The sequence below is a fragment of the Pantoea sp. GD03673 genome, assembly GCF_029844725.1.
GTDB lineage: Bacteria > Pseudomonadota > Gammaproteobacteria > Enterobacterales > Enterobacteriaceae > Pantoea.
The window spans coordinates 1-13,424 of the sequence record NZ_JAOCKJ010000011.1; the positions used below are offsets into that span (position 1 = coordinate 1).

The 13,424-nt window shown below is 55.0% G+C and carries 12 protein-coding genes and 1 riboswitch; of the genes, 3 read left to right on the forward strand and 9 right to left on the reverse strand.

Annotation, left to right across the window (positions count from 1 at the left end; all coding sequences use genetic code 11):
* Positions 1–230 precede the first annotated feature (230 nt).
* Positions 231–1,082 (reverse strand): glutamate racemase, encoded by an 852-nt coding sequence (murI, locus tag N5J69_RS18910; protein WP_279772176.1) that lies wholly within the window; start codon positions 1,080–1,082, stop codon positions 231–233.
* Complete coding sequence (btuB, locus tag N5J69_RS18915; RefSeq protein WP_279772177.1) at positions 1,027–2,907, reverse strand: TonB-dependent vitamin B12 receptor BtuB; 1,881 nt, start codon at positions 2,905–2,907, stop codon at positions 1,027–1,029. Before btuB ends, murI begins: the two co-directional genes overlap by 56 nt.
* Positions 2,908–2,976: 69 nt before the next feature.
* Positions 2,977–3,160: riboswitch (cobalamin riboswitch) on the reverse strand.
* A 110-nt stretch (positions 3,161–3,270) separates the two neighbouring features.
* On the opposite strand from btuB, the gene trmA reads away from it, so the two are divergent.
* The gene (gene trmA, locus N5J69_RS18920; RefSeq protein ID WP_279772179.1) at positions 3,271–4,374 is read left to right on the forward strand and encodes a tRNA (uridine(54)-C5)-methyltransferase TrmA; all 1,104 of its coding nucleotides are present in this window, start codon (positions 3,271–3,273) and stop codon (positions 4,372–4,374) included.
* 37 nt (positions 4,375–4,411) lie between these two features.
* On the opposite strand, the gene N5J69_RS18925 is transcribed toward trmA, so the two are convergent.
* Positions 4,412–4,768, reverse strand: coding sequence for a YijD family membrane protein (locus N5J69_RS18925; RefSeq protein ID WP_279772180.1), 357 nt, complete (start codon positions 4,766–4,768; stop codon positions 4,412–4,414).
* Positions 4,769–4,782: 14 nt separating this feature from the next.
* Positions 4,783–5,430 carry an HTH-type transcriptional repressor FabR gene (gene fabR, locus N5J69_RS18930; protein WP_279772181.1) on the reverse strand — a complete coding sequence of 216 codons (648 nt, stop codon included), beginning with the start codon at positions 5,428–5,430 and terminating at the stop codon, positions 4,783–4,785.
* Positions 5,431–5,622: 192 nt separating this feature from the next.
* Between fabR and sthA the strand changes: the two genes are divergently transcribed.
* Positions 5,623–7,023 carry a Si-specific NAD(P)(+) transhydrogenase gene (gene sthA, locus N5J69_RS18935; RefSeq protein ID WP_013359450.1) on the forward strand — a complete coding sequence of 467 codons (1,401 nt, stop codon included), beginning with the start codon at positions 5,623–5,625 and terminating at the stop codon, positions 7,021–7,023.
* On the opposite strand, the gene oxyR is transcribed toward sthA, so the two are convergent.
* Complete coding sequence (oxyR, locus tag N5J69_RS18940; protein ID WP_279772182.1) at positions 7,006–7,923, reverse strand: DNA-binding transcriptional regulator OxyR; 918 nt, start codon at positions 7,921–7,923, stop codon at positions 7,006–7,008. The genes sthA and oxyR overlap by 18 nt on opposite strands.
* Before the next feature lie 123 nt (positions 7,924–8,046).
* On the opposite strand from oxyR, the gene N5J69_RS18945 reads away from it, so the two are divergent.
* The gene (locus N5J69_RS18945; protein WP_279772183.1) at positions 8,047–8,781 is read left to right on the forward strand and encodes a glutathione peroxidase; all 735 of its coding nucleotides are present in this window, start codon (positions 8,047–8,049) and stop codon (positions 8,779–8,781) included.
* Positions 8,782–8,900: 119 nt separating this feature from the next.
* On the opposite strand, the gene argH is transcribed toward N5J69_RS18945, so the two are convergent.
* The 4 genes from argH to argC form a co-directional block, all read right to left on the reverse strand.
* Complete coding sequence (argH, locus tag N5J69_RS18950; protein WP_279772184.1) at positions 8,901–10,274, reverse strand: argininosuccinate lyase; 1,374 nt, start codon at positions 10,272–10,274, stop codon at positions 8,901–8,903.
* Positions 10,275–10,364: 90 nt separating this feature from the next.
* Positions 10,365–11,582 (reverse strand): argininosuccinate synthase, encoded by a 1,218-nt coding sequence (locus tag N5J69_RS18955; RefSeq protein WP_279772185.1) that lies wholly within the window; start codon positions 11,580–11,582, stop codon positions 10,365–10,367.
* A gap of 24 nt (positions 11,583–11,606) precedes the next feature.
* Complete coding sequence (gene argB / locus N5J69_RS18960) at positions 11,607–12,383, reverse strand: acetylglutamate kinase (protein ID WP_161733024.1); 777 nt, start codon at positions 12,381–12,383, stop codon at positions 11,607–11,609.
* A gap of 14 nt (positions 12,384–12,397) precedes the next feature.
* Entirely contained in the window at positions 12,398–13,402 is a 1,005-nt protein-coding gene (gene argC / locus N5J69_RS18965) for an N-acetyl-gamma-glutamyl-phosphate reductase (protein ID WP_279772186.1), read from the reverse strand.
* Positions 13,403–13,424: the final 22 nt, after the last annotated feature.

Consider the following 13,424-nt stretch of genomic DNA (forward strand, 5'->3'; position numbering starts at 1 on the left):
TGCCGCGATTTACTGCGGCGCGGGCTGCGTATATTACGCTTTCCGCATTGTCAGTCAAGCATTTATTTTCGCTTAACTCACTGGTTCGTATGATTTCGAACCTACTCAACATGGCGCTTCGTAAGCCGTTGTGCCGTGTCAGTGGAGGCGCATTATAGGGAGTTCTCGGAGGCTGACAAGTGCTAATTTCAAATAAAATTCCGAGTGCCGATTTTTTCAGCTAAAAGCCGCTAAAGTGCCAGTTTTTCGAGCACCGGGAAGCCATAACGCTGCAAAACGGGTGATAATTGTACTGCTTCGCCATCCAGCGCCGTACAGAATGCGACGTTTTGCTGAAAGGAGTGTACTTCAGGCGCTTCATGCTCCAGCAGCCAGACGGTACGTCGGGCGATTGCCGCACCGGAATCAATCAGACGCGTCCCTTCAGGCAACACCTGCTGCAACTCTTCGCGCAGTAAAGGAAAGTGCGTACAGCCTAAAACGACCGTGTCCGGGGGTTCTGCCATCCGCAGCCATGGCTGGACAATACGCCGCACCTCATCCAGTGCAACCGCTTCACCGTGCAGCTTCGCTTCTGCCAGCTCAACCAGCTCCGCCGATCCCAGCATCTCAATGTTGCAGGAACCCGCAAATTGCGCCACCAGCTCATGCGTATAAGGACGGCGCACGGTTGCACGCGTTGCCAGTAATCCCACCACGCCATTACGCGTCAGGCGTGCGGCCGGTTTAATCGCCGGCACCACACCCACGACAGGAAACGCAAAGCGTTCACGTAAAGCGGGCAAGGAAACCGTGCTGGCCGTATTACAGGCGATGATGACTAATGAGAGAGGATAGTGCTGAGTAATCGCCTCAACGATGGCGACCACCCGCTCCACGATGAAGGCTTCGCTTTTCTCACCGTAAGGGAAGCCAGCGTTATCGAAAGCATAGAGATAATGCAGGTCCGGCAACAGCTGTCGGACCTCATCATAGACAGAAAGCCCACCGACGCCGGAATCAAACACCAGCACGGTAGGGCGCAAATCAGAAGGTGTAGCTGCCGCTGAGGTAATACTCTCGTCCTGGGGTCTGATAGCCATACACTGTCTCGTAATCTTTATCGAACAGGTTGGCAATTCTACCACGAACCGTGAGTTGTGAAGTGACCGGATATGAGACGGCGAGATCCCACAGGCTCACGCCCCCTAACTTCACGCGACGGCTGGGCGTGCTGTTGAAGTCGGTATCATAACGGTCACCCAGATAGTGATAAGTAACAGACCAGTCAAAATCATACAGCGTCCAGTCGAGCTGATATTTTACCTGCTGCTTCGCCCGGCGAATTAATGGCTGATTGCTGCTGCCATCCCGCGCATCAACATAATCATAAGAGAGCTGATGCGCCAGCGGCCCGGTATCAAATCCGGCGGTCGCTTCAACGCCCTTAATGCGAGCCTGCTTAATGTTGTAGTAGCGGAAGGTCTGAGAATCGGCATCAATCAGGTTATCAATGTCATTGCGATAGCCTGAAACACGCCAGTTCACCGGTCCGCTCAGACCTTCAAAACCGGCTTCCCACTGCTTACTTTTTTCCGGGTTAAGATCGCGATTTCCATAAAACGGGCTGTAAACCTGCGACAGATTCGGTGCTTTAAAAGCAGTGCCGTAAGAGGCAAACGCGCGGTAGCCGGAGATAAACTCCCATGACGCCGCCGTCTGCCAGGTGTTATGCCAGCCGAACTGATTGTTATCGTCACCGCGTACCGCACCTTCAAGGGTAACGCTGCCAAACTGCTGCTGGCCGGTCAGGTAGAGGCCGGTATTACGCTGCTCATAGCCATCTGACAGATAATTCGTACCCGGCTCGGTCGTCTCTTTCTGCCAGTCGACACCGGCGCTGATAGCGCCCTGCCCCACCTGTACGGTGTTACCCCACTGCAGGTTGTACTGCGTGACATCATCAAAGGTGGACGCGGCACCGTAGCGGCCATTGCGTGGGTCGTAGTTAATGTCTTTGGTATGACCATAACTGGCGATGAGCTGGGTAGAGTAGACGTCACGGTTAAAACGTAATCCGGTGTCCCAGGTCTGGCTGTAGAGCTGACGGGTATCGGCCAGCCCGACGATACGGGTAAAACTGTCATCGTAGCTGTATGACCCATCGTAGGCGGTACGGTTATCAAACCCATAACCCCGCACAAAACCACTCAGCTCATCGCTGAACTGATGTTCAAGGTTGCCATAAAGGGTTTTGCTCATGAAGCCATCACGATCGTGCTGCGCCGGGCCATAGTCATTAGGGTAGCCCGCCACCACATCATACCCTTTGGTATAGGTATAGTTGCCAGCCAGCGTCAGCTTTGTCGCGTCGCCCAGCCTCTGCTGGGTTGATCCGTCCCAGGATTGATAGCCATTGGAACCCATGCCTGCGGTCAGCGTAGTACCGGATTGTGCGCGGCCCGTAATGATATTCACCACGCCGCCAATAGCATCGGAACCGTAAACCGCAGAACGTGCGCCGCGAATATATTCGATGCGCTGCACCAGCGACAGGGGAATCTGGCTGAGATCTGATGAACCGCTGATGCCCGCCTGATTAAGCCGGATACCATCAATCAGGATCAGCACATGTCTGGACTCGGTGCCCCGAATAAACAGTGAACTTTGCTGCCCTAACCCGCCATTCTGTGCGACATCGACACCCGGCAGACGGCGCATCACATCCGTCAGGCTTTTGGCCTGCCAGCGATCAATCTCATCACGCGTGACGACGGTTGTGGGAGCCAGCACACCTGAAACAGGTTCAGCAAAACGGTTGGCTGTGACGATTTGCGTATCATCACTGACCTGCGCAAAACCGTTTTGCGCCCAGAGACACACCGCCGTTGCGCTCAGAGCGAACAGCGAAGCACTTTTATTTATCATTTTTAAACGCATCCATAAGACGAAGCAGGATGCCGCGGGCCGTCAATCAATAGAACGCGATGACTGAACGAGTAGCGACGTTACACCGGCAGGTCTTCGGGCTGGGAACCATAAGTGATGATGACTTCCCATCCCGCAGGACAGTGTCTGCAATTGCACACATCACGACATTCCTTACCGCTGCGCGTCAGCTCCAGATTCACACTGGATTCCCTATTAACTCGGGCTTGAGGCCGGCGTCTGCAGTCTACGGAGTGGAGATACGGAAGTCCAGACAGCCAGATATCTTCTCGCTGCAGGACTGGACATCAGCAAGTGAATGCCTACAATCGCCCGCTGGTAAGCTATTAATCAGGATTGCTCATGACACCCGAACATCTCCCCATTGAAGAGTATGACGCACAGCTGGCGGAAAAAGTCAGTCGTTTAGAGACGATGATGACGCCGTTTGCTGCGCCCGACGTGGAGGTGTTCCGTTCACCGGTCAGCCACTATCGGATGCGTGCCGAATTCCGCCTGTGGCACGACGGCGACGATATCTATCACATCATCTTTGATCAGCAGACACGCGAGCGGATCCGTGTTGATCAGTTCCCGGCGGCCAGCCAGCTGATCAATCAACTGATGCCAAAGATGATTGCCGCAATCCGGGATAATCGTACCCTGCGCCATAAATTGTTCCAGATCGACTATCTGTCGACCATGAGCAATCAGATTGTGATTTCATTACTCTATCACCGCAGGCTGGATGATGAGTGGCAGCAGGCAGCCGCGGTGCTGCGTGACCAGCTGCGGGCTGAAGGGCTGGATGTGCAGCTGATTGGCCGGGCGACGAAGACCAAAATCTGTCTGGATCGCGACTATGTCGATGAGTGTCTGCCGGTGGCGGGTCGTGAAATCATTTATCGCCAGGTCGAAAACAGTTTTACCCAGCCCAATGCGGCGATGAATATTCAGATGCTGGAGTGGGCGCTGGACGTGACTCAGGATTCACAGGGTGACCTGCTGGAACTCTACTGCGGCAACGGCAACTTCTCGCTGGCGTTAGCGCGCAATTTTCGCCGCGTGCTGGCGACCGAGATCGCCAAACCCTCTGTTGCGTCGGCACAATACAATATTGCCGTGAACCAGATTGATAACGTGCAGATCATTCGCATGGCGGCAGAAGAGTTTACACAGGCGATGAATGGCGTGCGCAGCTTCAATCGTCTGGAAGGGATTGACCTGACCAGTTACGAATGCGAGACGATTTTTGTCGATCCGCCGCGCAGCGGACTGGATGAAGAGACGGTGAAAATGGTGCAGGCGTATCCGCGCATCCTTTATATCTCATGCAATCCGCAAACGCTGAGTGACAATCTGCAGACGCTGTCAGAAACGCACGACGTGACGCGCCTGGCGCTGTTTGATCAGTTCCCCTATACCCATCATATGGAATGCGGCGTTCTGCTGACACGTAAGGCGTAAACTAAAACGGGAACCCTGAGGTTCCCGTTTTCATTTATCACAACCCATTTCGCTTGCGCTTTAAACGCGTCGCAATCCAGAACACCAGCGCCACCATTAACACGGTGGGAATGAAGTTGGAGCCGATATCCGGGTATTCTGCCCGCACCAGCGCACTGTAGACCAGAATCCCCAGCAGGAAGAATGCCGCCGCCAGGCCTGGCATGCCGTCCGGCATGTTGGTGTTGAGATACCGCTGATGGAGGCACCAGGCCGCCAGACCCAGCGCAATCAGCGGGAAAATCGAAAAGGGAACAAAGGCGCTGAACAGCACAGAAAACGAGCCGTTAATCGCTAAGCCGGTAATAAAAGCCAGTGCCAGCGTGCTTTTATCGCGGATACCTGGGTGGGTCATGGACGGATCCTTACTCATTGCTCTTCGGTTTTTTCCAGGGTAACCGCCAGTCGTTCCTGCTCACGGCGGTACCAGTAATAAGCGCCTTTGGCGATCATTCGCAGCTGCAATACCAGCCGATCCTCAAGCTTACGTCGCTGCTCAGCATCAACATCCAGTGCTTCTGCACCGGCGCTGAAGACAATGGTCACCATCGCTTCAGCCTGCGCTTCGGTAAAACTGCGCGGCATGCGATTTTCGACCTCAAGATAATCGGCCAGTTCAGCGATAAAGTGCTGAATTTCACGCGCCACGGCGGCACGAAAAGCGGCAGAGGTGCCGGAACGTTCACGCAGTAACAGGCGAAAAGCGTTGGGGTTATTGCCGATGAACTCCATAAAGGTCGACACCGACGTTTTAATAATGCTGCCCCCTTTGGCGATACGCTGGCGCGCCTGGCGCATCAGCTGGCGAAGCATCAGCCCGCTTTCATCGACCATGGTCAGGCCAAGCTCATCAACATCCTTAAAATGCCGATAAAAAGAGGTGGGTGCTATCCCGGCTTCACGGGCAACTTCCCGCAAACTCAGACTGGTAAAACTGCGTTCGGCGCTGAGCTGACTGAAAGCTGCTTCAATCAGTGTACGTCGTGTACGTTCTTTTTGTTGCGCTCTGACGCCCATTCTCTCTGCCTTTAGCGGTATTGAGTGGGCACTATAACAAAATATTCAGCGTACAGAGTGGCAATCTTTGTCACCGCCTGTGAACCTCACTCTTTGCCAAACTGTGACGAAAATCGCTGATAGAATTCAGAAGTGCGCGACGAGATGTTAGAATCTCGTTGTAAAAATGTATAAATAATAGGACGTATCGGTATGCAAAAGTCTTACGATTACGATGCCATTGTGATTGGCTCAGGGCCCGGCGGTGAAGGGGCGGCGATGGGGCTGGTAAAACAGGGAGCGCGTATCGCCGTGATCGAACGCTACCACAACATCGGCGGCGGTTGTACGCACTGGGGCACCATCCCTTCTAAAGCCCTTCGCCACGCCGTCAGCCGCATCATTGAATTTAACCAGAACCCGCTCTATAGCGATCATACCCGACTGCTTCGCTCCTCTTTTGCCGACATTCTCAATCACACCGAAAACGTGATCAGCCAGCAGACAGCCATGCGTCAGGGCTTCTACGAGCGTAACCGCTGTGAACTGTATCAGGGTGATGCGCATTTTGTGGATGCCAATACCATTGAGATTGAGCAACCCGATGGCACGCGTGAGACGCTGACGGCAGAGAAGTTTGTTATCGCCTGCGGGTCACGCCCTTACCATCCTGACGACGTCGACTTTACCCATCCCCGCGTGTATGACTCCGACTCTATCCTTAACCTGCACCACGAGCCGGGCCACGTCATTATTTATGGCGCAGGCGTGATTGGCTGCGAGTATGCCTCGATTTTCCGCGGCCTGAACGTCAAAGTTGACCTGATTAACACCCGCGATCGTCTGCTGGCGTTTCTCGATCAGGAGATGTCTGACTCGCTCTCTTATCACTTCTGGAACAGCGGCGTGGTGATTCGTCACAACGAAGAGTTTGAGAAGATTGAAGGCGTGGAAGATGGCGTCATCATGCATCTGAAGTCGGGCAAGAAAGTAAAAGCGGACTGCCTGCTGTATGCCAACGGCAGAACCGGTAACACCGATTCGCTGTCGCTGGAAAATGTGGGTCTGGAAGCCGATGGTCGTGGCCTGCTGAAAGTGAACAGCATGTATCAGACCGCTCAGCCGCACATCTATGCCGTTGGTGACGTGATTGGCTACCCAAGCCTGGCCTCAGCCGCCTACGATCAGGGCCGTATTGCCGCGCAGGCGATTATCAAAGGGGAAGCGTCAGCGCACCTCATTGAAGATATTCCGACCGGGATCTACACCATTCCTGAAATCAGCTCCGTGGGTAAAACCGAGCAGCAGCTGACGGCCATGAAAGTGCCTTACGAAGTGGGTCGTGCACAGTTCAAACATCTGGCACGCGCGCAGATTGTCGGTATGAACGTTGGCAGCCTCAAGATTCTGTTCCATCGGGAAACGAAAGAGATTCTGGGGATCCACTGCTTTGGCGAGCGTGCTGCCGAGATCATTCACATTGGTCAGGCGATCATGGAGCAAAAAAATGGTGGCAACACGATTGAGTACTTCGTGAATACCACCTTTAACTACCCGACCATGGCCGAAGCCTATCGCGTTGCGGCGTTAAACGGCTTAAACCGCCTGTTTTAACGTTGTGTCGAGATAGTGCTGCATGTGGGTTTTAATTGCCTCTGCCAGCTGTTCATAACGGCTGCGCAGAGGTGAACCCGGACGATAGACCAGCGCAATCGTACGCTGTGGCACCGGTTTGTAGCAGGGAAGATAGCAGACGCCGTCGCGGACACGCTCCGGCGGGACAGCCAGCGCCGGTAACAGCGTAATCCCGCTGCCAGCCGCCACCATATTGCGCAGCGTCTCAAGGCTGGTTGCGCGGAAATGGGTATCTTCATCGGCACCCGCCTCAAAACAGAAGCCCATCGCCTGATCGCGCAGACAGTGCCCGTCTTCCAGCATCAGCAACTTCTCGCCAGCCAGATCGGACATCGGCACGCGATCGCGATCGCACCACGGATGGTCGGCATAGACGGCCAGCTTCATCGGCTCATCAAACAGCGGCACTTCGATAAAGGCCTGGCTCTCTTTGACCAGCGCGATAATCGCACAGTCCAGCTTGCCGCTGTCGAGCTGAGACAGCAGCTGCTGCGTCTGCGCTTCGTGCAGGTACATTTCCAGTTTCGGGAAGGTCTGGTGCAGCGTCGGGATAATCTGTGGCAATAAATAGGGCGCGGTGGTTGGGATGAGGCCGATATGCAGCGGACCTGACATCGCTTCCCCTTGCTGACTGGCCATCTCTTTCAGCACTTTCACTTCGCGCAACACCGTTCGCGCCTGCTCCACCAGCAGCAGACCTGCCTGCGTGAACAGCACTTTACGGCTGGTGCGCTCCAGCAGCATCACACCCAGCTCATCTTCCAGCTTACGGATCTGCCCGCTTAATGTTGGCTGACTGACATGACACGCATCCGCAGCACGGCGGAAATGACGGTGCTCAGCAAGCGAAACCAGATATTCAAGATCACGAATATTCATTATTACCCTCCAAACCACGATAGCCCGTGGCGATAGATAGAATAGCAATGAACGATTGGCCCTATCAAGGGTGGTTGGGAATAATGCGCGCATCAAATGGAAGACGGCAGTTCAGGAGCAAAAATGTTTGCAAGTCAGGAAGGTAAAGCTATTCCGTCAGTCACTTTTCACACGCGTCAGGGCGATCGCTGGGTCGATGTAACCACTGAAGCGTTGTTTAAAGATAAAACGGTTATCGTTTTTTCACTGCCGGGTGCATTTACACCGACCTGCTCCTCCAGCCATCTGCCACGTTACAACGAATTAGCGGGTCTGTTTGCCCGGCAGGGTGTGGACAGCATCCTGTGCGTTTCAGTCAATGACACCTTTGTGATGAACGCCTGGAAAGCAGAACAGCGCGCAGACAACATTACCTTTATTCCTGATGGCAACGGCGAATTCACACGTGGCATGGAGATGCTGGTTGAAAAAGCCGATTTAGGCTTTGGCCCACGCTCATGGCGCTACTCGATGCTGGTGCGTAACGGCGTGGTCGAGAAAATGTTTGTCGAGCCGAACAAGGCTGGCGACCCCTTTGAGGTCTCAGATGCCGACACCATGCTGCGCTATCTGGCACCAGAGTGTAAAGCCCAGGAGTCGGTCTCCATCTTTACTAAACCGGGTTGCCCGTTCTGCACTCAGGCAAAACAGATGCTGATGAATCATGGTATTCAGTATGAAGAGATTGTGCTGGGGCAGGATGCGACAACCGTAAGTCTGCGTGCCGTTTCAGGCCGGGCGACAGTGCCGCAAATCTTCATGGGGGGGCGTCACATTGGCGGCAGTGAGGATTTGCAACAATACTTGCTGTCAGCGTAATCGAATCTGAGCGTCGGCCGGGAGAGCGGACGCTTTAGATGATGTGCCTATAAAAAAGTAGTAATTCTGAAGCTAGAGGTTGGCGGGCATGTTATATGCCCGCTTTTTTTGCCTGCGATTTACGCGAGACGCTGTTTTGCGTCGCCGATAGCACGCGCAACCTGCTGTGGTGAGACACCACCCTGCGCATTACGCTTGTCCAGACAGGATTGCAGCGCCAGAATCGGATAGACATCATCGCCAATTACCGTGCTGAACTGCTGCAGCTGGGCCAGCGACAGCGCTTCCAGCGCGACACCCTGTCCGATGGCGGCAACCACCACTTCTCCGACAATATGGTGTGCTTCACGGAACGGCACGCCTTTAGCGACAAGATAGTCAGCCAGTTCGGTTGAGTTGGCGTAACCCTGTTCAGCGGCTTCCTGGCAGCGCGGACGTTTAACCTGCAGGCCATCCAGCACCAGTACGGACATGTGCAGACAGTCGAGCCAGGTATCGAGCGCGTCAAACAGCCCTTCTTTGTCTTCCTGCATATCTTTGTTATACGCCAGCGGCAGACCTTTCAGCGTCATCATCATGCCGGTCAGTGCGCCCTGCACCCGACCACACTTGCCACGAATCAGCTCCAGCGCATCCGGATTTTTCTTCTGCGGCATCAGCGAGGAGCCGGAGGTGACTTTATCTGACAGTTCAATGAAGCCCGCTTCACCGGTGTTGAAGAAGATCATATCTTCAGCAAAGCGCGACAGATGTACCATGCCGATAGCGGCGTCAGAGAGCAGTTCCAGCACGTGATCGCGGTCTGACACGGTGTCCAGACTGTTGCGTGTGGCAGAAGCAAAGCCCAGCCAGCCGGCCAGTTGCTGACGATCGATCTCGTATGCAGTACCGGCCAGTGCGCCACAGCCCAGCGGGCTGACATCAAGCCGCTTCAGGGTATCCTGCAGACGACTCTCATCACGTGCCAGCATTTCAACATAAGCCAGACACCAGTGGGCAAATGTCACCGGCTGCGCACGCTGCAGGTGGGTGTAACCCGGCATGACCGCATCCTGATTGGCTTCAGCAGTGATCACCAGCGCCTGCTGCAGATCACGCGTGGCAGCCAGCAGTGCGTCAATCTGCACCTTGCACCACAGTTTCAGATCGGTCGCGACCTGATCATTACGGCTACGGCCGGTGTGCAGCTTTTTACCCAGCGCGCCCACTTTGTCGATCAACTTGCCTTCAACCCAGCTGTGGATATCTTCAGCGTCGCTCTGCAGAATCTGCTCCGGATTCTCACGCACGTCATCCAGCAGCGTATTCAGGGCCGCTTCCAGCTGCTGCTGCTCATCCCCGGTCAGAACATTTACTGTCACCAGCGCTTTGGACCAGGCAACAGAGCCAATGATGTCCTGCTCTGCCAGGCGGTAATCGAAGCGCAGCGAGTCATTAAACCGTTTAAAACGTTGATCCGCTGCCTGAGTAAACCGTCCACCCCAAAGTGCCATGTGAAAACTCCTCTGAATCGTTAAACAAGGGGCGGCATAAATGCCGCCCCTGAAGTGAAACTGTGAGGCGAGGCGCACCTCGCCTGAAAATTACTTCTTCTGCTCGTTCAGGGCGCGGATGCGCGAAGAGAGCGAGAACAGACGGATAAAGCCGCCCGCATGACGGTGATCGTAGACTTCGTCTTCGCCAAAGGTGGCGAACTCTTCCGAGTAGAGGCTGTTCGCAGAACGCTTCTGGGTGGCTGTCGCCTGACCTTTGTAGAGCTGCAGCACCACTTCACCGTTAACCTCTTCCGCCAGCGATTCAGCAGCAGCCTGGATTGATTTACGCAGCGGAGCGAACCAGCGACCGTCGTAAACCACATAGGACATCTCGTGGCCGAGCTGCTCACGCCATTTGAAGCTGTCGCGATCCAGCACCAGCTGCTCAACGGCACGCAGTGCATTGACCATGATGGTGCCGCCCGGAGTTTCGTAGCAGCCACGGGACTTAATGCCCACCAGACGGTTTTCTACGATGTCGATACGGCCAACGCCATGTTTTGCACCCAGCACGTTGAGTTTTTCCAGACACTGGAACGGACTCAGTTTTTCGCCGTTAACGGCCACAACCCGGCCTTTCTCAACGGTTACGGTCACCTCTTCAGGCTGGTCAGGCGCGTCCAGCGGATCGACTGTCCAGACCCAGCAATCTTTATTCGGTGCATTAGCCGGGCTTTCCAGCACGCCGCCTTCAGTGGAGATGTGCCAGGCGTTTTCGTCACGGCTGTAGATTTTCTCCAGTGACGCGGTAGTCGGGATGTTGCGCTCTTTCAGGTAATCCAGCAGCGCTTCACGTGAACGCAGATTCCATTCACGCCACGGTGCCACCACTTTCAGCTGCGGTGCCAGCGCGGTGTAGGTAGTTTCGAAACGCACCTGGTCATTTCCTTTACCGGTAGCGCCGTGACACAGCGCATCCGCGCCCACTTTCAGCGCCAGTTCAACCTGTGCTTTCGCGATGATAGGACGGGCCATTGAGGTGCCCAGCAGATAAGTCCCTTCATACAGGGCACCGGTCTGCAGTACCGGATAAACGTAGTCGCTGATGAACGCTTCACGCAGGTCTACCACGTGGCATTCAGATGCGCCGGACTGCAGGGCTTTCTTCTCCACACCTTCCAGATCGCCGCGCTCCTGACCGATATCCGCTACAAAAGCGACCACTTCACAGCCGCCGTAGTTCTCTTTCAGCCACGGAATGATGGCCGACGTATCAAGACCACCGGAGTAAGCCAGAACGATTTTTTTGATGTTTTGCGTTTGCATTTCTTAATCCTTGAATCAGAGTCGTTAAGCGAGAATCCGGGTGCCAATCGACACGCCGTTAAACAGGTCAGGCAGCCGCTCAGCGTGACGCCAGCTGGCGATATCCACCGGGCGGCCCAGGGTACGCGCCGCATCAAGCGCGGCATGCACCTTCACAATCATGCCATCGGTAATAATGCCCTGGGTAATCAGTTGCTCAGCTTTGTCGGCGGTCATCTCTTCGATGCGCTGACCTTTGCCGTCGAGAATACCACTGACGTCTGACAACAGGACCAGATCAGCACCCAGCGTCGAGGCCAGGGCGGTCGCGGCCTGGTCAGCATTGACGTTCATCAGGTCGCCGCTGTCAGTAATGCCAATTGAGCTCACTACCGGCATATAACCGGCGGCCAGCAGAGTGTTGAGCAGTGCCGGATCGCCCGGCATCGCGTGACCAACATGGCCGAGTTCTTCATCAAACGGAGCAACATTGACGATGCCCGCATCACCCAGGCAGAGGCCGACTGCGTTAATGCCCGATTTTTTTGCCCAGGCCAGCAGCGTTTTGTTGGCGGTTCCCGCCAGCGCACCGGTAATGATATCGATTTGATCGGCTGGGGTGACGCGCAGGCCATTTTTCTTCATCACCGGCAGCGCCAGCTTTTTCATCAGCTCATCCACCAGGCAGCCGCCGCCGTGGACAATAATCAGCGGACGCTGATGGGCGCTGCGGTAGTTCAGCAGTGCTTCAAACAAACGCGCCAGCGCTTCTTCGCTGTCTAACAGCACACCGCCCAGCTTAATAATTAATGGATTGGTCATGGTTTAGTTGTCCGTTAAATCAGTGACTGTGTTTCAGGGAAGCCGAACCGGATATTCAGGCACTGTACCGCCTGCGATGCCGCACCTTTCAGCAGATTATCTTCGGCTGCTACCACAATCAAATGCTCGCCCTGCACCTCAAAACCGATATCGCAGTAAGGCAGCCCCACGACGGCTTTCAGCGCGGGTACGCCCTTATCGTAAAGCCGCACCAGCGGCTTGTCGTCATAGGCACGATGGAAGACGGCGGCGATATCGTCACGGCTGACACCCGCTTTCAGACGGCAGGTAATGGTCGCCAGGATACCGCGCGGGAAGCTACCCAGATGCGGCGTGAAGATCACCGGCGTACCGAGGTGCGCAACGATTTCCGGATGATGGCGATGATTGAACAGGCCATAAGGCTGCAGGCTTACTTCACAGAAGCTGGTGCCGACATTCGCTTTACGTCCGGCACCGCTCACGCCGCTGGTGGCGTTAATGACCGGCCACTGCGCATCGTTTAACAGACCGGCATTCACCAAAGGTTTCAGCGCAAGCTGAGCAGCGGTCGGGTAGCAACCGGGCACCGCCACCAGCTGCGCCTGCTGGATTTTGTCATGCTGATATTCCGCCAGGCCGTAAACCGCTTTATCCAGCCAGTCGCCATGCTGATGAGTGAAACCATAGAAGCGGGTGTAAAAATCAGCGTCATTCACGCGGAACGCGCCCGACAGGTCGAACACCACACAACCGGCCTTAAGAAATTCCGGGGCCAGATCGTGGCTGACTTCGTGGGCCGTCGCCAGGAACACCACATCCACTTTGTCTGCCCACTCCGCCGCACTGCTCAGCGGCTGAAGCGGTAAATCCACAACACCTTTCAGCTGCGGATGGAGATCGGACAGGCGCTTGCCAGCATCAGGGCTTTGCGCCGAAACCGCCAAAGCGGTTATGTTGATATGTGGATGGCGATTCAGGAAGGTGGCAAGCTCTACACCAGCATAACCACTGGCACCAACGATCAGCGTATTCAACATCAGGCTGTAACCCTTTTTACAG

Excerpts from the sequence above, each read along its gene's own strand:
- murI (WP_279772176.1), bottom strand. The coding sequence starts at position 1,082 with ATGGCTATCAGACCCCAGGACGAGAGTATTACCTCAGCGGCAGCTACA.
- btuB (WP_279772177.1), bottom strand. The coding sequence starts at position 2,907 with ATGATAAATAAAAGTGCTTCGCTGTTCGCTCTGAGCGCAACGGCGGTG.
- trmA (WP_279772179.1), top strand. The coding sequence starts at position 3,271 with ATGACACCCGAACATCTCCCCATTGAAGAGTATGACGCACAGCTGGCG.
- N5J69_RS18925 (WP_279772180.1), bottom strand. The coding sequence starts at position 4,768 with ATGACCCACCCAGGTATCCGCGATAAAAGCACGCTGGCACTGGCTTTT.
- fabR (WP_279772181.1), bottom strand. The coding sequence starts at position 5,430 with ATGGGCGTCAGAGCGCAACAAAAAGAACGTACACGACGTACACTGATT.
- sthA (WP_013359450.1), top strand. The coding sequence starts at position 5,623 with ATGCAAAAGTCTTACGATTACGATGCCATTGTGATTGGCTCAGGGCCC.
- oxyR (WP_279772182.1), bottom strand. The coding sequence starts at position 7,923 with ATGAATATTCGTGATCTTGAATATCTGGTTTCGCTTGCTGAGCACCGT.
- N5J69_RS18945 (WP_279772183.1), top strand. The coding sequence starts at position 8,047 with ATGTTTGCAAGTCAGGAAGGTAAAGCTATTCCGTCAGTCACTTTTCAC.
- argH (WP_279772184.1), bottom strand. The coding sequence starts at position 10,274 with ATGGCACTTTGGGGTGGACGGTTTACTCAGGCAGCGGATCAACGTTTT.
- N5J69_RS18955 (WP_279772185.1), bottom strand. The coding sequence starts at position 11,582 with ATGCAAACGCAAAACATCAAAAAAATCGTTCTGGCTTACTCCGGTGGT.
- argB (WP_161733024.1), bottom strand. The coding sequence starts at position 12,383 with ATGACCAATCCATTAATTATTAAGCTGGGCGGTGTGCTGTTAGACAGC.
- argC (WP_279772186.1), bottom strand. The coding sequence starts at position 13,402 with ATGTTGAATACGCTGATCGTTGGTGCCAGTGGTTATGCTGGTGTAGAG.